The organism is Pseudomonas sp. MDT1-85 (genome assembly GCF_054898065.1).
In genome coordinates, this window is sequence record NZ_CM142715.1 from 4,326,742 (window position 1) to 4,351,447 (window position 24,706).

The window sequence follows — 24,706 nt, forward strand, 5'->3', positions numbered from 1 at the left end:
GCTCGCGAAAGCGGTGTATCAGGCAACATTAATGTCGACTGATACGCCCACTTCGCGAGCAAGCCTGCACAAGGGGATGTGGCTTAGATGTTTTTCTCCTCGATGCCGGCTTGCAATGTCTGGCTGTCGTAATGACCACCCACGGTCACGGGGCCGAGTTTGACGCTGTGCTCCCCGACGGCGGAACCGTCCGGCTTGCTGCTCTCGGTTTGCGCTTTCTCCGGCAGATCCAGACCGGCCTTGACGCCGTGATCGCGGTTGCTCAGGTCGGTGGTGCTGACCTTGGAGCCCCCTAAATCCACGCGACCCTCAGATGAAGCAATCTGTGCGCCGGTCAGTTGCGTTGCACCGCCAACCTTGAGGCTCACCCCTTGTGTGCCGCTGATGCCGGAGGCTTGGCCGACGCTGTCCTTGTGGGCATAACCGACGTCCAGTTTCAGGGTCGGTTCGTAGTCCGTCCCGCCCGGTTTACCGTTGTCGGCCACTTTGTCCTTGTCAGCGGGCGCTGCTTTCTTGCCGGTCAAACCGAGGTCAACATCGACCTTGGCGATGGTCTGGCTGTCCTGACGACTTTCCACTTCAAGATCGCCGCCAACCTTGCCGCTGACTGTTGCGGCATCGATCCGCGCACCGGCCAAATGCATATCGCCCGCGCTGTTCAACACCACACTGTGAGCCTTGATCTGGCTGTTCTGCTGAGTCGTGCCTTGCAGGTAATCCACGCCCACCTTGGCCCCGGCATTGAAGCCATGATCAGTCTTGGCGACGTCCTTTTCGTTAGCGGCGGTCGGTGTGCTGTTGCTCAGATTACCGCCGGCATTCAGGGCGACGTTCCAGTTCGTGCGGTTCTGAGTGGACTGGGCCGAATCCTGATAGATGCCGCCGTTCTGCGCATCGAGGGTGATGTTTGGCGCGCTGACCTGGGTGCCTTGCAGGTGGATCGAATCAGCGCTGAGCTGAATCTTGTCCTGGCTGCTGAGGTGGCCCCCGGTCAGCGTCTGGCTGTTTTCATTGACCCGGCCGATGTTGAAGTTCGCGCTCAGGTTGCCGCCCTGATCACCGCTTTTCTCGGTGCTGGTTTTGCTGCCACCCACATTGAGGCCACCGCCGAGGTTACTGCCGCTGGCGCGGTGAGTGTCGGTGGCAGCTTGCAGATCGAGTTTGCCGCCGGCCTTCAGGTCGATGGTGCCGCTGGTATCGACTTTCGTTCCTTGCAGGAGCTGGTTGCCGTTGCTGCTCAATTGCACCGGACCTTTGCCCTCAATACTCGCCACTCGGGCCTGGCTGTCCTGAGTCTGATTGCCTGTGTGATCGAGCTGGAAACCGACGCCGAGATTAACATTCGAGCCGTTGGTAGCTGGCGCAGTGCCAACGTTCAGCGAGCCATTACCCCGTAGGCCGGAACTGTCACTGCTCTGGCGGTCATTGGCCTGATTCAGCGCCAGTTCGCCACCGCTCTTGATGCTCACACCGCCCTGCCCACCGTTGAACTGGCTGCCTTCAAACTGGCCGTCGTGGCGCAGGTTGATGTTCACCCCGTCGTTGCCGGAATAGCCGCCGACCACCGCCGTGGAATTGTCTTTGCGCGTCTGGCTGCTGCCGCCCGCACCGCTGCCGCTGACATTCACATCCTCACCGGTTTTGGTGTAGACCCGCACGTCAGCCTTGGCGTCCAGCGCCTGATCGGTGCTGCTGTGGGTGTTGGCGGCGGCAGTGGCCACCAGGTTGTCGGCGCTGATGTCTACCTTGCCTGCGCCCGCCTGATACCGCGTGCCTTGGTCCTGCAGCGTGCCGGCGACTTTCACGTCCACCGTGCTGCCGTTGAACTGGCTGACCACGACGTTGCCGGTTTGCTCGGTATGGCTGCCACTCTGATGACCGACCGCCACGTCGATGCCGCCATTTGGCTGGCCGAGGTTGGCGAGTGCGTCCTTGTCCGGCACCTTGCCGTCCAGCACGCCTTCGACGGCTTTGGCGATCGGCCGGGCGATGTCCTTGTATTCGACGTTGGCACCGATGTCCGCCGACCAGTCGCTCTCGGTGTGAGTGCGACTGTCGCTGTTGCTCGCGGCCCGATTGTCGACTTCCCCGGCGACCACGTTCAGACCTTTGCCAGCGTTTACCTGCGCGCCTTCGGTGATCAGCTTGTCAGCGTTGATGTTCAGTTTGCCGCTGCTCTGCACGCTGGTGGTTTGTGCGGTGGTTTTGCGGGTGGTGTCTTGAGAGGTGCTGTGGGTGAAATCGACGCCGCTGCCGGCACGATCCAGGCCGCCGGTGTAGTAGAAACCGCCACCAGTACTGCGCTTGCCCGTCGAGGTGCTGTGGCTGTCCTGCTCGGCCAGCAGCGACACGTTTTGACCGCTCAAGGTCGCGTCGCCGGCCGTCGCCTTGACCTCGGCACCTTTGATCGTCAGATCACCACCCGCCGTCAGCTGCACGTTAGCGCCGCTGAGGCTGGAGCCCTGCTGGTTCACATCGTTGCTGCTCGCGGTTTGCTGCTTGTCTTCGTAATGCACGCCGACGCGGTACTGGCCGGCACCCGGGGCGTTTTCCTTGGCATAGGCATCGAAGCCACGGCTCTCGGTGGTTTTGCCGGACTGATGGGTGTTATGCGCGGAATGCACATTGACGTCCCCGGCCGCCTCGGCGCTGAGGGTGCCATTGGCCTTGACCGTGGCGCCGGCCACTTCGATGTTTTTGGCGCTCTTGAGCTTGAGGTTGCTGTCGGAGATCAGTTCGCTGCGCACCGTGGTGCTGTCCTTGGCGTTCTGACGGGTTTCATCCTTGGTGATGCCGAAAAACTTGCTGTCCTTGTCGTGGCTGTTGGCATGGGAGGTGTCTTGCACGCCATCGATGACCAGCGAGCCTTTGTCGCTGATCACGCTGGCCTCGCTGCCGCCGCGCACCTGACTGCCGCTGATGCGTACATCGTCGGCCTCGACGATCAATTTGCCGCCAGCATTGACCTTGCTGCCCTGATTCAGAGATTTGCCCTGATCCGCGTCGCCGGTCTTGCCGAAGAAGCCACCGCCCACCAGATCGCCGGAATAACGGTTGTCGCTGTTGCGCTGGGTGCGGCTGGCGCTGGTGATCTCGACCTGCTTGCCGGCGAGCTGGATATCACCCTTGCTGCTCAACTCCGCGCCCTCGGCACGTAACAATGCCGCCGTGGCCAAGGCGATATTGCCGCCCTTCAACTGTGTGGTGATGCTGCGCTGCTCTTCACTACTGGTGTCCCAGATGGCTTTCCACAAGTGTTTGCGGTGATTGCCCTGATCGGTTTGGGTGTGGGTTTCGGTGGCCGCTGTCAGGCGCAGATCGCCACCGCTCTGGACGTTGAGGGTGTTGGCGGCATCGACCTTGGCCGCTTTGAGTTCGGTGTTGCCACCGGACGACAACTGAGCGTCACGGCGAGCGAGAATCTGGCTGCCGTGCTGGCGCGAGTCGCTGTCGATCTGGGTCCGGTCGTAGGTTTCCCAGGTGATGCCGATGGTGCTGTTGCTCCAGTTTTCGCGCTTCTCTTGAAGCTTGCGGCTTTCGACGGTGGTCAAGGTCAGGTTGCGTTTGGCGTCGACCTTGACGTCATGGCCACTGACATCGGCGGCGGCCAGCAGCAGATCCTTGCCGCTGTGCAGGCCGACATCGCCCTGACTGCTGCGCACGCCGGCACGGACCACATCGAGGCTGTCGGGAACGGCCTGACCGCTGATGCTCAGGTCACCGGCGGAACGAATCTGCACGCCGTCACGGCCGTCGACCTGCACCGGACCGACCCGCACGCCCGCGCCTTCGGCGGTGCTGACGATGTTGATACGGCCGGCCTGCATGGCGCCGAACAGGCTGGCGTCAATGCGTTGGTCTTGAGTGTTGCCGGCCGGGTCGACGGTTTTAACCTGGCCGCTGGCGTAATCCACCTGGTTGCGGCCAACGGTGAGGTTCAATTGATCCCGAGCGCTGAGGCGGCCCTGGCTGTCGATGCGTGGGGCGATCAGGTTGACCGAGCCTTCGCGGTTTTGCAGGCCCGCGCCTTGAATCTGCAAGGAGCCGGTAGCGTCGCGGGTGCTGAGGGCTTGCAGCTTGCCGTCGTTCAGTTCGGGGCGCCCGACCACCAGATTGGCGTTCGGGGTGTTGATGAAACTGCCGCCGTTCACCGAAATCCCGTTGGGGTTGGCCAACACGTAATCGGCGGCGCGACCAAAGATTTCCTGAGCGCCGTTGAGGGCCGAAGGGTTGCGGCTGATCACTTCATTGAGGATCACGCTCGCGGCCTGCCCCTGGAATTGCGGGTTGGCCGCCAGTGGCCCGGCGAGTTGCGACTGCCCGGCCTGCAGCGCGTTGTTCAGCACCAGACCCTGACGGTCGACGTTGTAGTCCAGGAACTGGTTGTGGGAAAGGCCGGACCCGTTAGGCGCAACGATATTGACGATCGGCACGCCGCCCTGGGTTTGCAATTGCGCGGTGCCACCGGGGCCTGGTGCGACCACTACGCCACTCGCGAGGGCGCTTGGCAGGTGAGTGATAAGAAACAGGCTGGCAATCGCCCAGCGCAGTTTGCCCCGTGGAGAAAGATGAAACGCAAAGGTTTGTGCAGGCATAAAAACTCTCCATGTAAGTGCGGCATCACGTTGCGCGCTGAGTTGTTGGCCGTGGCTGTGGCGCTCAGGTCCGACGGCTGTTTGTCGGTGTTCATATCTGCAACCCCACCCGCATCAGCCAGGTCTCTGGCTCATGCTGCAAACCGCTGGGCGTGTTGAGGCTGCGTTGGTAATCGACGTCGACTTGCAGGTTTTTCCAGCTCAAATTGACCCCGGTGCTGGCGCCACTCAGGCGTTGCCCTTGAGCCCCGTGGTCGGCCTTGATCCAGCCGTTGTCCAGGCCCAAACGTGGGGTGATCTGCACTGGTAGAGCGCTGCGCAATGGCAGGCGCAGGGTGTTGCGCCAGATCGCGCCGCTGGCACCGGACGCACTGCTGACCCGATAGCCGCGTACCGCGGAATCGTCGGTGCCCAGCAATTGCTCGATGGCCGGCAGCGGATCGGGGCTGTATTGCACGTTGAACTGACTCTGCCATTGCCAGGCTTGCTGACCGAGCTGGCCGTTGCGCCACTGGCTGAGGCCGGCGCGGTATTTGCGAAACTGCGCCTTGGGCAAGTTATTGACCTGGTGTTGGGCATCGTCGTCCGCACCGAGCCAGCGCAAGCCCTGGGCGTAATTGATGTCCAGGTTCCACACCGCGCGGTTGAGCCAGAACAGGTTCAGCCCGGCTTCGGCCACGGTCAGGGTCGGGCTCTGGATGCCCAGACGAATGTTTTCCAGGTAACTGTCGACGTCCTTGTGGGCCAGTTGCAGGTTGGCGCTCAACTGGCGGCTTTGATCGCGCCACAGCACTCGGTCGGCGCGCAGGCTGAGTTGGTCGGTGATGCCGGTGCTGTGAAATGTCAGCGTACTGAGTTTGAACGGAGCGCGGTATTCGGCGTGGCTGGCAAACAGGCTGTAGGTCCAGTAACCATAGGGAATGGCGTAATAAAGGCTGGCGTTGCGGCTGTAGCGGTCGCCCTGATTGAGAGTGTCGCTGACGTTCAGATTGAGTGCGTCGTTGAGTTCCAGCGGGCTGTCCAGGCTCAAGCTCAGCGTGTCGCGATCCCGTCCGGTGCTGGCGCTGCCGAGGTTGTCCATGCCCAAGCCCAAGGCCCAGCGCGACTGACCGCTGGTGCGCGAACGAAGGATGATCCGCGAGGCGCCAGGCTGGCTGCCGGGAGCGATGTCGGCGGTCAGGTCGAGGGAGCGCAGGCGGTTCAACTGATCCAGGCCTTGCTCCAGATCCCGCAGGTTCAGCGGCTTGCCAAGCATTCCGGGGAACGCCCCGCCGAGGGACACCGGCAAGCTCTGGTCGGCCAGCTCGATGGACTCGACGTAGCCTTCATCGACCACGATATCCAGCGACTGCCTCGCCGCTGGCGCGTTGCGCAGGTACGGCCGACTGGCGATGTAACCCGCCTCGACATACAGACCGGTGATGGTCGCCAGCAGATGATTGATCTGACTGACGCCCATGCACGACGACAGCTGCGGTTTGATTCGTTCGTTGAGTGTCTGGCTGCTGATCAGCGTCACACCGCCAATGCGCGTTCCACTCAGGGGCCAGCAGCGCTTATCGGCGGGCACCGTCGCAGGAATGGCAGACGTGACCGGCGCCGCACCGAAACTGCCGCGCTCCAGTTGCCGGCGACGCTGTTCCAGTTGCAGTTGTTGCAGGTCGCGCTGTTGTTGCTGTTGTTGGCGCAACACCTCCTGGCCTGGAGCAGAGGGCTCGGCCGCCTTGAGCGAGGAAACACTCAGGCTCAGCAGCAAGGCCAACCACAGCGTGCAAGCCGTGGGAGTGCGACGAGGAACAGCGCGAAACGAATACGGCACTCAACATCCTTGCGACACATCAAATGGCTTAATGCCACTCCATCAATGCGCGTGATAGTCAGATCGTTCCTACGCAAATGCAAGACATGTCCTACAGCACTTACACTTCTTAAACAATTGGTCAGCTTTCTGTCCTCGCCAACAGCAAGGCCAGCGCGCCGCACACCATCAAGGTTTCACCCAACGCCTGACTCCAGGCTGCCAATATCAGCCCACCGCCAATCAACAGGTAATACAGCAAACCAAACAATGCACCCGCAGTGCCCAGTCGATCAGCGTAATTCACCAAAGCCGAGCCGAGGATGTTCGGGATTGCCATACCGAACGCCAGTACCACCAGCAACATCGCCAGTACGAACAGACCGCTGTCCTGCATCAGCCATACACCGATGCCACCCAGCAATGCCAACAACGCCGCAAGACGAATCAACCGCGGCCCCCTCACCCCTCGATGGAGCAAGCGCTTGTTGAGCCAGGCGCCAAGACCGGAACCCAAGGCGAGGATCACTCCGCTGTAACCGAACAACTGCGCACTCAAGCCCAGTCGTTCGAATACGAAGGGGCCGAGGCTGTAGTAGCTGAACAAAGCAATGTTGAATAACGCCACCAATAGCGTCGAACGCCAGATATCGCGGTCTTGCAGCATCCGCCACAGCGTCTCGAACAGGTTCGCGGTGGTCAGGTGCTGCGGTCGGGTTTCCGGTAACGCGCGCAAACACCACAGCAACAACCCCAGCGACAGCAGCAACAGACAGCCCTGCACACCTCGATATCCAAAGGCTTGCACCAGAGTCGCACCGCTGAACAAGCCGATCGCCGGACTCGCGGCAAGGGCGATCCCCATCACCGAAAACACCTGCGCCAGTTCCGCGCCCTTGAAGCGGTCACGCAGCAGGGTTTGCGTCACTACCGAGCCGACTGCCGCGCCAAACGCTGCCAGTGCCTGAGCCTCCAGCAGGGCGTTGAAGGTACTGGCGCTCAGCGCCATCACTGTCGCGCCGACGTACAACGCCAACCCGGCGAGCATCGAAAGCCGACGACCAATACGGTCACACATCCGGCCCCACACCACCACGCCGAACGCGAAGGCCAGGAAATACACCGACAGCGTTTGCGCCGCCGCTTCGGGTCCAACGGCAAACACTTGACCGATATCCGCCAGCGCCGGGCTGTAAAGGGTTTGGGCGATTTGCGGGAACATCAGCAAGGCGATCGCCAGGACCAGCAGGCTTCTGGAATTCATCACGATTTCACTCTTCAAGAAAAAACTGCCGAGGAGTTTAAGAGGCCGTGACTGACGTATTATCAAAATCCTGACAATCAATCGTTGAAATCGGACAACTATGGCCTGGCTCGATGCACATGCGCAATTCAACCCCGACACCTCCCCGGCACCGGTTATCGGCATCGCCGCGACTGTGGGCGATCACGATTCCGGGCTTCATCGACATGCGTGCGGGCAGTTGTTGTTCACGCGTCAGGGGTGCATGCGCATCACGCTGGCCCAGCAGTTGTGCTTATTGCCGCCGTCCCGCGCCGCATGGATTCCACCGGGTATCGTTCACCGTGCCGTGATGCAACAGAGCGTGGACTATCGATCCATTTACCTGAAACCTGAGTTATGCGCCGAACTGCCGCAACAGGTTTGCGTCATTGAAGTCAGCCCGCTGCTGCGAGTGGTACTGGAACCGATCGCCGGAGCCGACTTCGACACCGATTGGCAACAGGGCAAGTTCGTCCACCTGTTGGGCCTGTGCCTGAGCGAAATTCGTGATGCCACGCAACAACCGATGTTGCTGCCTCTGCCTCGGGACAAGCGCCTGATACCGCTGCTCGCGACGCCAGAAAAACTGCCACCGGAACTGCAGGTGCTGGAAAGACAGATCGGAGCCAGCGGCCGGACGATCAGCCGAATCTTCCAGCGTGAAACCGGAATGAGCTATCAGCAATGGCGCCAACAGTGGCGGTTGATGCGCGCCATGGAATTACTCGCCACCGGGCGCAACCTCAGTTACAGCGCCTTCGAACTGGGATTTGCCAGTGACAGCGCGTTCATCGCGTTCTTCAAGGACATGACGGGCATCACCCCTGGCGCGTGGCTTAGATAAGCGACGACCGGCAGCAGAAATTAACTCCAGCGAATACTACCTGCGTCATATTACATTCGTAATAAAGCATCGTTTCCCACAGGTATTTCTCCATGACCAGCATGCCCAGCCTTGACCCCGACCTTGCTGTCGCGGTGAACACACCCCGGCCTCGCCTGCTTAAAAGGCTGCTCTTGCTGACGGCGGTCATCGCGGCGCTGGTGTTTATCGGGCTGTACGCCAACCATTGGTGGACCGCCGGCCGTTTCATCGAGGAAACCGACGATGCCTACATCGGTGGCGACATCACCGTGATCGGGCCGAAAGTTGCGGGGAATATCGAAGAGGTGCTGGTCACCGACAACCAGAAGGTCAAGGCCGGGGATGTGCTGATCCGGCTCGACGCCCGTGACTATCGCGCCAATCTGGCCAATCCGAAGGTGCGGTAGCTGCCGAAGAAGCGTTGCTCGCCAACCTCGACGCTACCGAGCAACTGCAACACGCGGTGATCGGCCAGGCCCGCGCCGGCATCGATGCCGCCGGTGCCGAAACCGCTCGCTACAAACGCTTGGTGAACAGCAATGCCGTCTCGGTGGAAAGCGCACAACGGGCCGACGCCACTTTCAAGACTGCACAGGCGCAGAGTGCCCGGGCTCAGGCCGAATTGCTGGCCGCGCAACGCCAATTGAATGTGATTGAAACCCAAAAACAGCAAGCGCGCGCCGCGTTGATACAGGCGCGGGCCGAGCGTGATCTGGCGCAGTTCGGTTACACCGATTTGAAAGCCCCCATCGACGGCGTGATCGGCAATCGCCGGGCACGGGTTGGCGCTTACGCCCAGGCCGGTTCGCAACTGTTGTCGGTGGTGCCGGCCAGCGGGCTATGGGTCGATGCGAATTTCAAGGAAGATCAGCTGTGCTGTGGCTGCTGACCCTACCGCGAAGCGTAGACGCGAACCTATGGCGATGCTTTTTTTTTGTTGATCATGGTCTGCTTCATCCTCGCCACAGCGATGGTGCTCTTGATGCGCAAAGTACAACCACCGGCTGCGCCGTCAGCGAATGCCCATTGAGCGGATTCAGGTACAAGTCACTAATAACAATCGGCCAGTCAAAGTGGAATTCGGCAACAAACTAACCTTCTGTGCGTAGAACGCCACAGATTTAAGCAAAGAAATCACGTACAGCCGCCATAAACGAACTACTGATAAATATATTGATTGCGACGACAGGTATGAACATCACTGCCTTCGCCGGCCTGGACAATTTTGAATCAAACAGCCTGTCCGCAAAATAAAAAATCAGTTGAGTCAGCCCCCATACTGAGATCGCCAATAAAAAAGTAAATAAAAAATCCGACATAGGACCTCTTCTTCAAAGAGCGATATAAGTTAAACTTTAATTGGCTTGAACTCCACAGCTCCAAGCCCGGCGGAGTCTCCAAATCAAAACGAATGGGTCAATGGTTACGCCGCACCACCATCTGGACCGTTAGATCGCATCAAATAACCGCCGCCAAGCCCTCCGTAGAAAGACGCCATTGCCGTGCCTGCTGCTTGAGCAGTCGTTGCCGGGGTAAAGAATCCGAATACTCCGCCCGCGACGCCTGCGCTCGCAGCTCCAGTCCAAGTGGCTGGCTGCCCACCCCCTGCTTGCATTCCAATATATCCAGCGACACCAACGACTGCTCCTGCCACTGCACCGGGCGGACCGACAGCACCACTGATTGCTTCGATTTCCATTTGAGTTAACGCACGCATTAGAATCATCCTTTTATGAAATGATATCTCTCAACACTTACCGATCTAATTTCTCGACCGAGCCGCGCATGGACAGGTTCTCGAGCACTTGGGTGACAGCACGAATTCGGTAGCTGGCCGCGTCTGTCAAAATATCCAACGGTGCGTGGGTATCGACGAACAGGGTGGGCATGTCGGTGCAGTTGCTGGTGAGCGCCATGAAGCGGTTTTTGGGGTGGGGAATTGGTTTTTCGTAGGGTGGATCGGGTGTAAGTGTTGTCATTAGAAACTCCCAAAGAAGAATAGGAACTGCCATCAGCCTTCCTACAGGCTAGGGTGGCAGCTATGCGCGAGGTAGGAATATCGAGACCTTTGGGAAAACTCGACCACGCCAAAGCGTGCCCGCGCATAGCCGCCGCAAATGATCTTACGGACGCATGTTAACGGCCGCAAACCAAGCATTGACGCTATGAGCATCCCATCGGTCTTGAAGGGTTCCTACACCCTGCCACTGAATTTTCAGTGACCACCAGAGACTATCGTTGGAAAACATTCCACACCAGTTCATGGAAACCGCTACGAATTGAAGGAAACTTCCGACGACCTTGTCCGGAAATTTCGCTTCCACACCACTAGGTTCAACTCACCAAGTGGTTTGATCTTCAAGACTGGCTTTCTGAAGATCGTCTTTCCACTCGACGGTTGCTAACCGAAAAACATCTTCAAAAAAAGCCCTGGTATTTTCCATTTCGTCCCATCCATCAGGAAATGAAGAATATGCTTCTGGGTCATATGCTAGCAGCGACTGAAAATCATATGTTTCATCCTGAAGGGAGTCCTTCAGACATTTATAAATCAGAAATTTGTGCCTGTATGTTTTTCTTGTAGGTAAACAGTATTTGATTATTATTTGTTCTCTATCGATCGGGTCATTAGGATCAAGTTTCTCCAGCGCTTCCCCTAGCGTTTCTTCACGATCATAAATATCAACTCCCGCCAAAAAAAATGCGGGTGTTGGGAGGTATGGTTGCCCATCATCTGGATCAATAAACATTTTCCACCTACTTAATAGGATAAAGCGTAAATGGCACGCCAGTTACTGGATCGAACTTCATTTCAAACCCATTCATTTCAATCAATTTCGGATTTTTTTCCGACTTGGGATTGGGTATATAACCCTCTCCCGCGCCAGGAAGTCTCATCCTCACAATATCAGCCTGCTGAGAGTCTTTTCCTGTGAACCGTGGCAAACCTTGTTCTGTCCTTGTTATTCCAAGGTTGTATGCTTTGAGCATAATCTTCCAGTTATAAAATCTGGAGCTTGAATTACCTCTTCTTTTCCTTGGTTTTTTACCAGTAATAGGATTCGTACCATCAATAGCTCGTTGTTTCATTGCGGCATCTGGAACCTCTGGACCATGCTTCCCTACCATGTGCATGCCTTGACTGTCGTTTAATCTATTAATTTCTTTCTTGGCAAGCTCCTCAGTGAGCTTGGGCTTTGGTAACTCAGGTTCCCCCTCATCAACCTTAGCGCCAGAAGCATCATCCGGCGCCTTGCAACCCGGCTTATTCGGCGGCGGACAATTCCCGCTCAACCCCAACGGATCAACCCACCCCGTTGGATTCGGCATGTACTGGTACTGGTTCAGCCCACCCGCCAACTTGATTGGGTCCGGCGTCAGGTACCGACCAACCTCCGGATCATAGTACCGATGCCGGTTGTAGTGCAGACCGCTCTCGGCGTCGAAGTACTGCCCTTGAAATCGTAGCGGTTGCTCAAGTTGCTCGCCGCCGCCGAACGCCAGGTGCGTGACTTTGCCGTAGGCGTTGTACTTCGCCGACCAGACAATCTCGCCACCGAAATCCGTCAGTTCCTGCGGCGTGCCGAGGTGATCGAGTTGGTAATAAAACGGGCACGCCTTGCGCGGCCCCTTGCCGTCGAGCATCGCCAGCGGGCGGAAGCTGCCGGGTTCGTAGAGGTAGCTGCGGTAGTGCTCGCGGCTGCTTTCAGCGACGAGGTTGTCGCCCTGCCAGAAGAACTCGGTGGTGTTACCGTCGACGGTTTTGGCGATGCGGCGGCTGAAGGCGTCGTAGCGGTAACTGGAGCAACGACCGTCCGGGGTGATGACGCCGACCAGCCGGTGCTGGCAGTCGTAGCGGTATTCGGTGACGAGTTTCTGCGCGGTGGCGCGGCGTTCGCGGATCAGGTTGCCGAAGGCGTCGTAGTCGTAATGCCGGTCGCCTTGCACGAGCAGACGATTACCCCGCACCTTCGCGGCGCCGGGACGGTCCTGCATCAGCAGGTTGCCCGCCGGGTCGTGGGCGAAGCTTTCCGGTGGGTCGTGGCGGGTGTGGCGCACGCGGGTCAGGCGGTTGAGCGGGTCGTATTGATAATTGCGTTGGCCGTGGCGGGTGTCGGCGATCTGGTCGAGATTGCCGTTGAGGCTGTAGGCATAGTCGCGGCGGTACAGGTTTTTTTGCTGCTGGCTGACGGCATGGGCTTTCAGCCGGCCCTGGTCGTCGTAGGCGTATTCACTGAGCAGCAGGCCTTGCTGGCGGTTTTGTTCGCGACCGAAGGCAAATTGGTGAGTGGTGAGCCGCGCGCCGTTGAGGTCGATGGCGGTCAGCGCGCCGCCCTTGGCATGGTGGTAATCGAGTTTGCTGCCGTCCGGCAGGCGCAGGCGCTTGAGTTGGCCACAGGCGTCGTAGCCATAACGCAGGGTGCCCCAGCCCTGGTGCTCGGTGATCAGGCGGTCCTGTCGGTCGTACTCGAATTCCAGCGGATGATCGTGGCCGTCGTCGACACTGGTCAGTCGGCCCAGCGAGTCGTAACGGTATTCGACCTGGATGCCGTCGGGCAGGGTCTTGGTCAGCAACCGTCCGGCCGGGTCTCGCTGATAAGCCGTAACCAGCTGCGAGCCGTCGTCTCCGAACTCGGTTTTCTCCAGCAGGTGCCCATTGAGGTCATAGGCGTACGCGGTACGGCGGCCGTCGAAACCGGTTTCCTGTCGGATCAGGCCGTTGGGCGTGTAGTCCAGCCGATATTTCTCGCCGGATTCGTTTTCGATTTCCGTGAGCAGCAGCTGCGCGTTGTCGTAGCGGTAACGCAGTTGCGTGCCGTCGGGGTTGATCCGGCGGCTGACCAGGTGCAGGTCGTCGGCGTATTCGTAACGGGTGATGCGGCCCAGTTCATCGCGCTCGGCGGTGATCTTGCCGTAGGCGTTGTAGCTGAAGGCGCGGCTGGCGCCGGTAGGCAAAATCGTCTGGAGCAGTCGGCCGATGGCATCCCACTGGTACTGGGTGACGGCACCGTGTTCGTCCTGACGGGTAATCTGCCGCCCCAACGCGTCGTAGGAAAAGCGCCGCTGACCACCGTCCGGCAAGGTCTCTTCGAGCAACTGCCCCAAAGCATTCCAGACGAACACATGGCGGCTGGTGTCCGGGTAACGGATCGACAGCAAACGCCCCTGAGGGTCGTAGTGATAATGGGTGACCTGGCCATCCGGGTCGGTGGCTTCGGTGACATCCCCCTGCGCATTGCGCCGATAGGTCCACACCGCTTTGCTGCGATAGCGTGCATGCAGGAAACCGTTGCGATACTCGTAGGCCGTTGGTTCGTCCTCCGGCGGAATCATCGCCACCAGCCGTCCGACTTCGTCGTAGCGGTATTCGGTGACGGCGCCCAGCGGATCCTGCTCAGCCACCAAGCGGCCGTTGTCGTCATAGGCCTTGAGCTGTTCACCGCCATCCAGCCCGACCTTGCGCACCAGCCGCGCGCGGTCGTCATGAAGGTAAACCTCTTGGCTGCCATCGACGTTATGAACCGTGACGCTGCCCTGGTCGTCCCAGACATAGCACGCATCCATCTGCGCGAACGACGCCCAGTGCCGAACGCAGCGCGCCGCCTTGCCGGACCGTTCCCACGCCCAGAAGAAACTCGCGCCACCGGCCAGTTGCCGCTGCAGGATGACGTGCCGGTCGTCGTAGTCGTAACGCTCGCTCTCGCCAGCGGCATTGCTGGCTTCGATCAGTTGATCGCATTCGTCGTAGCGGTAACTGACCAGCGTCTGTTCGGTGTGCCAGGCCTCGTCGAGGGTCTGCGCCGGGACAAACACCTGATAGTCGACAGCGATCAGGTGGGCGCGGTCGTAGCGCAACAGCAAGGCACGGCCGGCACCGTTGTCGAGGCGCTGGATGCGCGCCTGGCGGTCGCGGCTGATGCGCAGGCGGTTGGCGTACGCGTCGCTGATCGCCGTCAGCCGACCGTTATGAAAGTGGTAGAAACGTGCGTCGTTGCCGGCCTGGGCGAGGATCAGTTCCTCGGGATCATCGCCCAGATAAATCGCCGCCCGCGACAGGCTGTTGTGGATCGCCGGGCGTTCAGCGGACGGGATAGGGAACGTGGTGCGCCGGTTTTCGTGGTCGATCCAGATGACCTGATCACCCTCGATTTCCAGTCGATGGGCGAGCGAATGGCTCCAGCCAAAACCGAGGCCACAGTCGATCTCGGCGGCGCTGGTGCGATAGAGCCGGGTGAAGTTGAACGGCAGGATTCCGTCCAGCGAACCGTCGGTGAGGGTCAGCAGTTCTTCGCCGGTGACCATCGACACCGGGCATTTGTTGGTGGCGGTTTTATCGGCCGAGTCGGCGCTGTCGCCGTTGGGGTTTTTCGCCTGATCCGGGACGTCGTCGTGGTGTTCGTTTTGCTTGAGCGTGGTGTTGCGTTTGGCATCCCAGCGCAGTTGCATCCGACCTTTTTTCAGACCCGCTGCAACACCGCGTGCAGCGACTTTCTTGTAGTGGTCGACGTACTCCATGAAGCTGTCGATGATCGTGAAAATCGCTTTGATAAAGCGCACCACGGCATTGATGATTCGCGCGCCGTAGTTGACCAGGCGCATGCTCAGATAGGCGATCCCGGCACCCGCCCCGGCGAACGTCAGGACAATCCCGATCAGAATGTCGATCAGCAATTGCACCACACCCGCCGAGACCGCTTCAGCGGTTTTACCGGCAATCTCGCTGGGCGGTAGCATTTCCAGCCACAGGCTGGCCGTTCGCAGCAGTAAACACAGAGCCGCTTCGTCACTGGCCAGCAGCTGGATTTTTTGCATCACCTGCGGTGATTTTTCCGCCAGCTCGCGCAACTGATCGGCACCGCTGCCCAACCGCTTAGCGAACCGACCGGGATCCTTGAGGATGTCCGACAGCAGGCTGATGCTGTCCCACACACCCTCGATCGCCGCCCAACTCCCCGCGAGCATTCCATTGCCTACAGCAACCGAAGATGATTCCGACCACTTCGGCTTGAACGTCTGCCATTCCTCACGCAGCCAGTTCTCGAGCTTCGTGGTCAGGCCGCCATAGGAAGAAAAAAGCTCATCAACTTGTTCCGGCGTCACTTCGTTGTGAACATGAACGCGGTAGAACTTGCCCTCTTCCCCTCGGAACGTTCCCTTGCCGTTTTCATCGAGCGTGACCGGCGTCGACTTACCGCCATCCATCGCGATCACATCGACCTGAATACTCCCCACAGGAATGTCATAAACCGATTCGAACTTGCTCTCGATTTCGAGCTTTCCACCTTGCGGGCACTGGACGACGGTGGAGATAAACTCGTCATCGTTGCTACTGACAACGGTGCTGGAACTTCCGAACCATATGATCCGTTCCATGCCCATCAGCGAAGGCAGATCCGCCACGTGGCTGACGTTGTCGGCGGCCTGGCTGAACCATTGCTTGAGCTGTTCGCGATAGAGCGAGAGGGTGTGCGGGAAGCTGTCGAGTTCCTGCTCGATGCGGGCGATGTACTCCATCAACGCACCGAACGGCATGAAGTGGAGTGAAAAACCGGGTCGAACATGAGCAATCCCTCGCGCAGGAAATTTGGCGCGCGAGACTTTGCGGGGGATCGATCAGGAAAGAAGTCGGGAAAGGTGGAAATGGATGTAGGGGGATTCGCTGATTAGCAGCGACTAAATAACCCACAGGTTTTGCGTCTTGACTGACTGACATTAGAGCCAGACGTTACGCCTGAGGCATTTTGCGAAAACCCACGGCCAGGCGATTCCAGCTGTTGATGGTGGAAATCGCCACGGTCAGGTCGACCATTTCCTTGGGGCTGAACTCGGCGTTGAGCAGTGCATAATCTTCGTCCGGGGCGTGGGTCAGACTCAGTTGGGTCAAGGATTCGGTCCAGGTCAGCGCTGCGCGCTCTCGATCGGTGAAGAACGGTGCCTCGCGCCAGGCCGTCACGGCGAACAGCGACGTGGAGTTTCCCCGTCCTTGATAGCATCAGCGGTGTGCATGTCGAGGCAGAATGCGCAGCCGTTGATCTGCGAAGCGCGCAGCTTGACCAGCTCGATCAGCGACTTTTCCAGCGGCAGTTTCGAGACGGCGGTTTCCAGGGCGATCATGGCTTTGAGGCCGTCTGGGGAGGCGGTGTAGAAATCGATACGAGGTTGCATGGTGAGCTCCAATCACGGGTGGGATTGGCGCTACGTTAATACCGACCTGAGGTTGAACAAATAGCCAATTATTGGGAAGTTGAGGATGCCAATGGACCAGAAGATTTTCAGTGACTGTGCCGACGCTTTCGCGAGCAGGCTCGCTCCCACATTTGATCTTTGGTGTTCATACAATTGATGCCTGCACAAACCCCATGTGGGAGCGAGCCTGCTCGCGAAGGGCCGGAACAGGCAACACATCAAGCGCTACGCCTGCGCAACCACTGCAAAAACCCTTTCTTCGCCACCGCCTTAGGCACTTCCTGAATCAGCGTCTGAGCCGTATGCATCCGGAAATCCAGCAAGGCCTTCATCGCTTCGCTGATGTCATGCCGCGCATCCAGGCACGGCTTGAGGTATTCCTTCTCGATGCGATAGAGCGTGCAAAAGGTCTTGGCCGAAAAGTCGGCGAGCGCCGATTCATCGGAAAGAATCCCGGCCTCGCCAATCACCTCACCCGGCCCCATGCGTCCGGCCTCGAACTTTTTGCCACCACGGCTCAGGGCGACTGACACCACGCCGGATTCGATGATGAACAGATGATCGCTGACCTCCCCCGCCGGCAGGATCATTTCACCGGCGCGGAAGGTTTGCAGCTTCATGTTCTGGCTGAAGGTTTCTTTCTCTTCCTGACGCAGGGTCGAGAAGATGCTCGAGCTATCCAATAGCGCCCGCGGCCGTGACAGCGCAGCAGGCGCGTTAGGCTCGACGCTCGATAACAGGCTGACGCCGGACGCCTGCAAATGCCGGAATGCCAGGTCGAACAACTGATTACGCACCATGCGCTTCTGATCCATGGAGACCACGAAGCCGCTGATTTCGTAGTCCACGCCAGTGCTGCCGGAGCTTTTCAACGACACACTCGGCGCCGGTTTGGCCAACAGAAAGCGGCAGCCCTGCATGGCCCGCTCCAGTGCATCAATCACCGTTTGCGGACGCGCATGGGGGCTCACTTGCAGGCTGATCGATACCCCGAAAATGTCACTGGGTCGGCTGAAGTTGATGATCTTGGCCTTGGCCGCCAATGAGTTGGGAATCACTGCCATGCTGCCTTGCGCGGTTTGCAGGCGCGTGGCGCGCCAGTCGATGTCGGTGACCCGGCCTTCGGTGCCGTCGATGGAGATCCAGTCATCCAGTTGATAGGGTTTGGTGGTGTTCAGGACGATCCCGGAGAACACGTCGCTGAGGGTGCTTTGCAAGGCCAGGCCGACGATGATCGCCAACGCCCCGGACGTTGCCAGCACGCCCTTGACCGGCAACTCGAGCACGTACGCCAGGGCGGCGATGACCGCGATCAGGAAAATCACTGCGCCTAGCAGATCCTGCAACAAACGCCCGGTGTGCCCGACCCGTTGCATCATCACCGCGCCGATCAACACCGTCAGGGTGCGCGCTGCATACAGCCACCAGCCGATCTGCAAACCCGTCGCCGCCAGGTGCAATGGCACATTGTCGACCCAAGGCGCCGGTGCCATGGGGTTCAAGCCTTCGTTGAACAGCAGCACGCTGAACAGCGAAAAAATCACCAGCCGCACCGCCAGTTTCCAATTGCTGCCGCTGGCGGTGATCAAACGCCACAACACCAGATCGATCAGGATCAGGATCAGCGCGCTGAGCAACGGGTGATCGGTAAGCAGTGACAGCATCAAGCAACTCCAGCAATAGTACGGATGGGCACAGTGTAGGAGGATTTGATGTCTTCAGAGCAACACAAAACACTGTGGGAGCGGGCTTGTGTGGCGAGGGGGCTTGCCCCCGTTCGAGTGCGCAGCGCTCGCAGATCCTGGGCCCGCTACGCGGACCAACGGGGGCAAGCCCCCTCGCCACAAGCCCGCTCCCACAAGTTATGTGTGTATGTGCTGCCAGGGTTTACTTGCTGTTGGTGAGAGTGTTGTAGCTAGTCATCAAGTTGCGGTAGTCCGGGATGTGGTTGGAGAACAAGGTGCCCAAGCCTTCCACGTCATTGCGCCAGTCGCGATGCAGTTCACAGGCCAGGCCGAACCAGGTCATCAGCTGTGCACCGGAGGACGACATGCGATCCCATGCCGATTGACGGGTCAGTTCGTTGAACGTGCCAGAAGCATCGGTCACCACGAACACCTCAAAGCCTTCAGCCAGGGCCGACAGCGCCGGGAATGCCACGCAGACTTCGGTCACCACACCGGCGATGATCAGTTGTTTCTTGCCGGTAGTCTTGATCGCCTTGACGAAGTCTTCGTTGTCCCAGGCATTGATCTGGCCTGGGCGAGCGATGTACGGCGCGTCCGGGAACAGTGCCTTGAGTTCCGGCACCAGCGGACCGTTGGGGCCGGTTTCGAAACTGGTGGTCAGAATCGTTGGCAGCTTGAAGTACTTGGCCAGGTCGGCCAGGGCCAGCACGTTGTTCTTGAAACGGTCCGGATCAATGTCGCGCACCAGAGACAGCAGGCCCGCCTGATGATCGACCAGCAGAACGGCGGCGTTATCCTTGTCGAGACGTTTGTAGGAAGTAGTCATTGCAGTAGTCCTCGCGTGTTATCGATGCCGAACGGGCCGGCGTGAGTGAACTCTGATTTTTCGTTTAAACGCGGCCAGGCAAGCGTAGTCAGCCAAGCCCGGCACGCCACTGCGTTACAGCATTGAACTCAATTGTTCATCCGGCCGAACTGGCCCGACTGGAAGTCGGCAAAAGCCTGGTGAATCTCCTGCTCGCTGTTCATCACGAACGGGCCATGGCCGACGATGGGTTCGTCGATCGGCTCGCCGCTGAGCAGCAGCACCACGGCGTCGTTATTGGCTTCCAGACTGAGCTGATCACCGTCGCGCTCGAACAGCGCCAACTGGCCTTCTCGAACCAATTCCAGACCGTTGACCTGAACCGTGCCGCGCAGCACCACCAGTGCCGTGTTGCGCCCTTCATGCAAATCCAGAGTCAGTAATTTGCCGGCGTTCAAACGAACGTCCCACACGTCGATCGACGTAAAGGTCCGCGCCGGGCCGCTATGGCCTTCGAACTCACCGGCGATCAAGCGCAGGCTGCCAGTGTTGTTCTTCAGTGCGATGTTCGGGATGTCACCGTCGAGAATCGTCTGGTAACCGGGCTCGGCCATCTTGTCCCTGGCCGGCAGGTTGACCCACAGCTGCACCATTTCCAGGGTGCCGCCACTCTTGGCGAAACCTTCGGAGTGGAACTCTTCATGAAGAATCCCCGAGGCCGCGGTCATCCATTGCACGTCGCCCGGGCCGATCTTGCCGCCACTGCCGGTGGAGTCGCGGTGTTCCACTTCACCCTTGTAAACAATAGTCACGGTTTCGAAACCGCGGTGCGGATGCTGACCAACGCCACGACGTTCAGTGGTTGGGGTGAATTCAGCGGGACCGGCGTGATCCAGCAGCAGAAACGGGCTGATGTGTTTGCCCAGGTTGTCGTAGGAAAACAGCGTGCGAACCGGAAAACCATCGCCGACCCAATGAGGTCGTGGGCTGGTGTAGATACCGATGATGTTTTTCATCTTTTCCTCCAAATCTGTTGTGTGACGCGATGGACAAAGCTTAAAACCGACGTCTTGGGTGCGCTAGACTGCAAAAATCAGTCTTAGCGTTCTATTTGGAGAACGATGGTGGAAGACCTCAACACCCTGTACTACTTCACCCAAGTGGTGGAACATCACGGTTTCGCCCCGGCCGGGCGCGCGCTGGACATGCCAAAATCCAAGCTCAGCCGACGCATTGCCGAGCTCGAAGAACGCCTCGGCGTGCGCCTGCTGCACCGCACCAGTCGGCATTGCTCGTTGACCGAAATCGGTCAGGCGTATTACCAGCGTTGCCTGGCCATGCGCGTGGAAGCCGAAAGCGCCGCCGAACTGATCGAACGTAATCGCTCCGAACCCCAGGGACTGGTGCGCATCAGTTGCCCGACGGCGCTGCTGAGTTCCTGGGTCGGGCCGATGCTGACCCGTTACATGCTCAAATACCCGTTGGTGGAGTTGTTTATCGAAAGCACCAACCGCCGGGTCGATCTGATTCACGAAGGGTTCGATATCGCTCTGCGCGTACGCTTTCCGCCGCTGGAAAACACTGACATGGTGATGAAGGTGCTGGGCAACAGCACCCAATGCCTGGTGGGTATTCCCGCATTTTTGCAGCGCTTGTCGTCACCGGCCACGCCGGCTGACCTCAGCGGTCTGCCGAGCGTGCATTGGGGTGGTGCGCAGCGTGAATATCAGTGGGAATTGTTCGGTGCCGATGGCGCCAGCGCGCTGATTCGTCATACCCCGCGGATGGTCACCGACGACTTGCTGGCCTTGCGTCACGCGGTGCTCGCCGGGATCGGCATTGCCCATCTGCCCCAAGTGGTGGTGCGCGATGAGATTGCCGCCGGTCGACTGGTGGAACTGGTGCCGGGCTGGACACCCAAGTGCGGGATCGTGCATGCGATCTTCCCGTCACGACGCGGATTGCTGCCGTCGGTGCGGACCTTGATCGACTTTCTGGGTGAGGAATTCAGTCATAGTGATATTGCTTAGAGGCAGCGGCAAACCGAGGCTTGAGGTGAGGCTCTAAACCGCACCGTGGCTATCGCGAGCAGGCTCGCTCCCACATTGGATCTGCGTACACCACAAATCCCCTGTGGGAGCGAGCCTGCTCGCGATAGCGTCAGATCAGGCATCATCAATACCACCGACATATCACAAACCCTGGAGTCATTTGATGTCTATCCCCCCATTGCGCCGAAGTGGGATTGAGCGTCAGCCTTGGTTCAAATGCTTGTCCAGCGATGACATAGCGTGCTGCAACCGATCGACGGCTTCGTCGAGCAGCGCCGTGTTCCCCTCATCGATGACACGCTCCAGCTGTTCGCAATGCTCGATCAAACGCACCGCCCGGACCATGCGCGCACTCCCCTTGATGCGGTGCGCCAGGTCTTGCAGACCTGGGCGATTGCCACTGGCGTGCGCCTGGAGCAGATGGGTCCGATCACTGCGGTTTGTAACCGCCAATTCGCGCACCAGGTGATCAAGCAGCGTGCGGTCTGCACCGACGTATTGCTCCAGACCACTCAAGTCCATTTCGGGCGAGGATTGTTCTTCAATAGTCGCTGGCGCTTCGCTTGCAAATCTTGCGGCCAGCCATGCACTCAAATCCGCCAGCAGGATGGGTTTGAACAGGCAGTCGTCCATCCCCGCCTCCAGGCAACGGACTTTTTCCTCGCGCTGCGCATTGGCGGTAAAGCCCAGAATCAGCGTCGCTGGTAATCCTTGGGCGCGCTCTTCATCGCGGATTGCACCCGCCAGTTCATAACCACTGAGCGTGGGCATATTGCAGTCGGTAACCACCAGATCGAACTCATGCTCACGCCACAGCTCAAGCCCGCGCGCGCCCTCTTCGGCCTCCAGAACACGATGCCCAAGGTGGCTCAGTTGCCGTGAAAGCAACAATCGATTAGCCGGGTGATCGTCGACCACCAGAATCGTCAGGGGCCGCGTCGGCATCTGCAACCCGCTATCCACAGCCTCAATGCAAGGCAACGGTTGCAGTGCGATCAGCTCAAGGTTGATATCAATCTTTGTGCCTTGTCCAGGGACGCTGTCGAGTTGCAACCGGCCGCCCATCATTTCGCACAGGGTACGACTGATCACCAGGCCCAACCCGGAACCGCCGCGAGCTGACTGCGGGTTATTACTGGCCTGGGCGAACGGGCTGAACAATCGTTGCCGGTCAGCGGCGCTGATGCCAATGCCGGTGTCTTGAATGCGCACACTGACCGCCAGATGCTCCGGCGTCACGGGCGTCACCCGTAGCGTCAGGCTCACCTCGCCCTCCCGGGTAAACTTGATGGCGTTGCTCAGCAGATTGGACAGCACCTGTTTGAATCGGGTGGGATCGATCAACACCTCGCAATCGCTGTGTTCATCCAGATCAACTCGCCATGCCAGCTCTTTCTGCCGCGCAAGGCCTTCGAAAACCCGACACACCGATTCCACTAGCCCTCGCAAATTGGCCCGCTCAGGTGCCAGGGATAAATGCCCGGACTCGATACGGGCGATGTCCAGAATGTCACCGATCAGCGCCAGCAATTGCTGTGCGGCACCGGACGCCACCTCAATGGCAAAGCGATCGGTGACGCCCTCGTCCGCACGTTTCAGGGCCAGTTCGAGCATGCCGATCAGGGCGTTCATCGGTGTGCGGATCTCATGGCTCATGGTCGCCAGAAAGGTGGTTTTGGCGCGGTTGGCATCGTCCGCCTCGTTTTTGGCGTCCTGCAATTGCTGCAACCATTGCTGGCGCTGGCGGATCTGTCGGCGCTGCCAGGCGATCCAGCCCAAGGCGAGCAACAGCAAGGCGCCAGCCACGGCAAAAGCCTGAAGAATGCCCTGACGATGGCGCAGCCAATAGCTGTCATCCAGCACTACATCATGACTCCAGCGGGCCACCAGATTGTCCATTTCCTGAGGCGAAATGCTCAGCAACGCCTTGTTCAGAATCGAATGCAATTCCAGCGCGCCGCGATGCGTGGCCAAGGCAATGCGGGCAGGTTGATCACCCACGGTGCTGCTGACGCGCAGACGATCACGGTAATGTCGAGCGATCAGGTAACGGGCGACAATCAATGAACTGAGCGTCGCATCAGCCTGCCCCTTGATCACCCATTCCATGCCCTCGGCCGGGCTTTGCACTTCGACCAGGCGCACCTGCGGCGCCCGGGTCTGCATATACCCGAACAACGGATGCCCCCGATAAATCGCCAGGCGTTTACCGGCCAGATCGTCCACCGTTCTGGGGCTGCCCGTCGTCGCTGCACTGACCAGCACAAATGGATTGCTGAGGTAGGCGCGGGTAAAGAGCAATGAGTCTTCACGCTCGGTACTGGGGGTGACCACCGGCAACAGGTCGATCTCGCCGTTCTGGAGTCGCTCGATTTGCCGGTCCAGTGAGCGGCCGCGTTGCACCTGAAAGGTCAAACCGCTGCGCTGGCTGATCAGCGTCAGCAACTGCGCCGTCAACCCGCTGAGCCGGCCTTGGGCATCGTAGAACGTCAGCGGGGCAAAATTGTCGATTGCGCCGACAGTGACCGTCGGATGCCGGTCCAGCCAGCGTTGTTCACTGGGGCTTAAACGCACCTGTTGTTGACCTGCCGTATTGGCCCTGCCGGCACTCCAGCGCACCTCGATGACCGCGCGCTGTTCCATCGGAATCGCCGCCAGAGCCTTGTCGATGATGCCTGTGAGACGCGGATTGTCTTTCGCCAGAGCGAAGCCGAACGGATTGGCATCCAGACCGGAGGGCCCCGCCAGATGCACATTGTTGAGGTAGTTATTGTTGATCAGGTAATTGGCGCTGATGAAGTCGCCGAGGTACACATCGTCTGGCCCGAACGCTACCGCTCCGAGCGCGTCGAGTGCCGAGGGATAACGCTGCAAATTTGCATCGGGATAAAACGCTTCAACGGTCTTCGCCGGCAAATAGTCATCGACCATGGCGATGCGTTTGCCGGCAAGGTCGACAGGGATTCGCTCGTCCAGTCGGGTGATCAGCATCGGCTGATCTTCGGCATAGGCTCGGGACAGGGTCAGCGCGGGGTCGGCCGCTTCGAAGTTGTTCGATGTTCCGAGCAGATCCAGTTCATGGCGTTTGAGGGCGTCCATGGCGGCTTCACGAGTGGCGTAGCGCAGCACGTCGATTTTGACGTGCAGCAGTTGCCCCAGCAGCTCGGCATAATCGGCGGTGATGCCCTCCAGCTCATCGCGGTGGCGCGTCACTTCGAACGGCGGGTAATCCGGCCCTGTTACCCCGAGCCGCAGGGCCCGTTTATCGCTTAGCCATAGCCAGTCCTTCTCATCCAGTTTGACCTGAAAGCCCTCCACGGTGGAGCGCCCCAGCAATTGCAACAGCTGCGGCTCATCGGCCATTGCCGCAGGTACCTGCATTAAAAGGCTCAGTGCCAAAGCCGATAGAAACATGCGCATGATCGGGTTCAC

At 59.3% G+C, this 24,706-nt stretch carries 11 protein-coding genes and 3 pseudogenes; 3 read left to right on the forward strand and 11 right to left on the reverse strand.

Going from position 1 to position 24,706, the window contains the following annotated elements:
• Positions 1-83: 83 nt before the first annotated feature.
• The 3 genes from ACYZT2_RS19635 to ACYZT2_RS19645 all read right to left on the reverse strand — a co-directional run bounded on the left by ACYZT2_RS19635 (position 84) and on the right by ACYZT2_RS19645 (position 7,657).
• The gene (locus tag ACYZT2_RS19635) at positions 84-4,595 is read right to left on the reverse strand and encodes a hemagglutinin repeat-containing protein (protein ID WP_461966579.1); all 4,512 of its coding nucleotides are present in this window, start codon (positions 4,593-4,595) and stop codon (positions 84-86) included.
• Positions 4,596-4,686: 91 nt separating this feature from the next.
• The gene (locus tag ACYZT2_RS19640) at positions 4,687-6,414 is read right to left on the reverse strand and encodes a ShlB/FhaC/HecB family hemolysin secretion/activation protein (RefSeq protein ID WP_461966581.1); all 1,728 of its coding nucleotides are present in this window, start codon (positions 6,412-6,414) and stop codon (positions 4,687-4,689) included.
• A 121-nt stretch (positions 6,415-6,535) separates the two neighbouring features.
• Positions 6,536-7,657, reverse strand: coding sequence for an MFS transporter (locus tag ACYZT2_RS19645; RefSeq protein WP_461973180.1), 1,122 nt, complete (start codon positions 7,655-7,657; stop codon positions 6,536-6,538).
• Positions 7,658-7,757: 100 nt separating this feature from the next.
• Here ACYZT2_RS19645 and ACYZT2_RS19650 point away from each other — a divergent pair, with 100 nt between their 5' ends.
• Positions 7,758-8,522: an AraC family transcriptional regulator gene (locus tag ACYZT2_RS19650; protein ID WP_461966583.1), complete on the forward strand. Its 765-nt coding sequence runs from the start codon at positions 7,758-7,760 to the stop codon at positions 8,520-8,522.
• A 92-nt stretch (positions 8,523-8,614) separates the two neighbouring features.
• Positions 8,615-9,417: pseudogene (locus ACYZT2_RS19655) on the forward strand (HlyD family secretion protein); the annotation flags it as partial.
• An 895-nt stretch (positions 9,418-10,312) separates the two neighbouring features.
• On the opposite strand, the pseudogene ACYZT2_RS19660 reads toward ACYZT2_RS19655, so the two are convergent.
• The 7 genes and pseudogenes from ACYZT2_RS19660 to ACYZT2_RS19690 form a co-directional block, all read right to left on the reverse strand.
• Positions 10,313-10,522, reverse strand: a pseudogene (locus tag ACYZT2_RS19660) (hypothetical protein); the annotation flags it as partial.
• A 360-nt stretch (positions 10,523-10,882) separates the two neighbouring features.
• Positions 10,883-11,293: a hypothetical protein gene (locus tag ACYZT2_RS19665; RefSeq protein WP_461966585.1), complete on the reverse strand. Its 411-nt coding sequence runs from the start codon at positions 11,291-11,293 to the stop codon at positions 10,883-10,885.
• A gap of 7 nt (positions 11,294-11,300) precedes the next feature.
• Positions 11,301-16,058, reverse strand: a complete 4,758-nt coding sequence (locus ACYZT2_RS19670; protein WP_461973182.1) for an RHS repeat-associated core domain-containing protein — start codon at positions 16,056-16,058, stop codon at positions 11,301-11,303.
• Positions 16,059-16,269: 211 nt separating this feature from the next.
• A pseudogene (locus ACYZT2_RS19675) lies at positions 16,270-16,709 on the reverse strand (carboxymuconolactone decarboxylase family protein).
• Between the two features lie 239 nt (positions 16,710-16,948).
• Positions 16,949-18,394 (reverse strand): mechanosensitive ion channel domain-containing protein, encoded by a 1,446-nt coding sequence (locus tag ACYZT2_RS19680; RefSeq protein ID WP_461966587.1) that lies wholly within the window; start codon positions 18,392-18,394, stop codon positions 16,949-16,951.
• A 223-nt stretch (positions 18,395-18,617) separates the two neighbouring features.
• Complete coding sequence (ycaC, locus tag ACYZT2_RS19685) at positions 18,618-19,244, reverse strand: isochorismate family cysteine hydrolase YcaC (RefSeq protein WP_461966589.1); 627 nt, start codon at positions 19,242-19,244, stop codon at positions 18,618-18,620.
• Positions 19,245-19,372: 128 nt separating this feature from the next.
• Complete coding sequence (locus ACYZT2_RS19690; RefSeq protein WP_461966591.1) at positions 19,373-20,239, reverse strand: pirin family protein; 867 nt, start codon at positions 20,237-20,239, stop codon at positions 19,373-19,375.
• Between the two features lie 105 nt (positions 20,240-20,344).
• Here ACYZT2_RS19690 and ACYZT2_RS19695 point away from each other — a divergent pair, with 105 nt between their 5' ends.
• Complete coding sequence (locus ACYZT2_RS19695) at positions 20,345-21,253, forward strand: LysR substrate-binding domain-containing protein (protein WP_461966593.1); 909 nt, start codon at positions 20,345-20,347, stop codon at positions 21,251-21,253.
• 222 nt (positions 21,254-21,475) lie between these two features.
• Here the strand turns inward: ACYZT2_RS19695 and ACYZT2_RS19700 are convergent, their stop codons facing one another.
• On the reverse strand, positions 21,476-24,694 hold the full coding sequence (locus tag ACYZT2_RS19700) for a transporter substrate-binding domain-containing protein (protein ID WP_461966595.1): 3,219 nt from the start codon (positions 24,692-24,694) through the stop codon (positions 21,476-21,478).
• Positions 24,695-24,706: the final 12 nt, after the last annotated feature.

Excerpts from the sequence above, each read along its gene's own strand:
- ACYZT2_RS19635 (WP_461966579.1), bottom strand. The coding sequence starts at position 4,595 with ATGCCTGCACAAACCTTTGCGTTTCATCTTTCTCCACGGGGCAAACTG.
- ACYZT2_RS19645 (WP_461973180.1), bottom strand. The coding sequence starts at position 7,657 with ATGAATTCCAGAAGCCTGCTGGTCCTGGCGATCGCCTTGCTGATGTTC.
- ACYZT2_RS19650 (WP_461966583.1), top strand. The coding sequence starts at position 7,758 with ATGGCCTGGCTCGATGCACATGCGCAATTCAACCCCGACACCTCCCCG.
- ACYZT2_RS19665 (WP_461966585.1), bottom strand. The coding sequence starts at position 11,293 with ATGTTTATTGATCCAGATGATGGGCAACCATACCTCCCAACACCCGCA.
- ACYZT2_RS19670 (WP_461973182.1), bottom strand. The coding sequence starts at position 16,058 with ATGGAGTACATCGCCCGCATCGAGCAGGAACTCGACAGCTTCCCGCAC.
- ACYZT2_RS19680 (WP_461966587.1), bottom strand. The coding sequence starts at position 18,394 with ATGCTGTCACTGCTTACCGATCACCCGTTGCTCAGCGCGCTGATCCTG.
- ycaC (WP_461966589.1), bottom strand. The coding sequence starts at position 19,244 with ATGACTACTTCCTACAAACGTCTCGACAAGGATAACGCCGCCGTTCTG.
- ACYZT2_RS19690 (WP_461966591.1), bottom strand. The coding sequence starts at position 20,239 with ATGAAAAACATCATCGGTATCTACACCAGCCCACGACCTCATTGGGTC.
- ACYZT2_RS19695 (WP_461966593.1), top strand. The coding sequence starts at position 20,345 with ATGGTGGAAGACCTCAACACCCTGTACTACTTCACCCAAGTGGTGGAA.
- ACYZT2_RS19700 (WP_461966595.1), bottom strand. The coding sequence starts at position 24,694 with ATGCGCATGTTTCTATCGGCTTTGGCACTGAGCCTTTTAATGCAGGTA.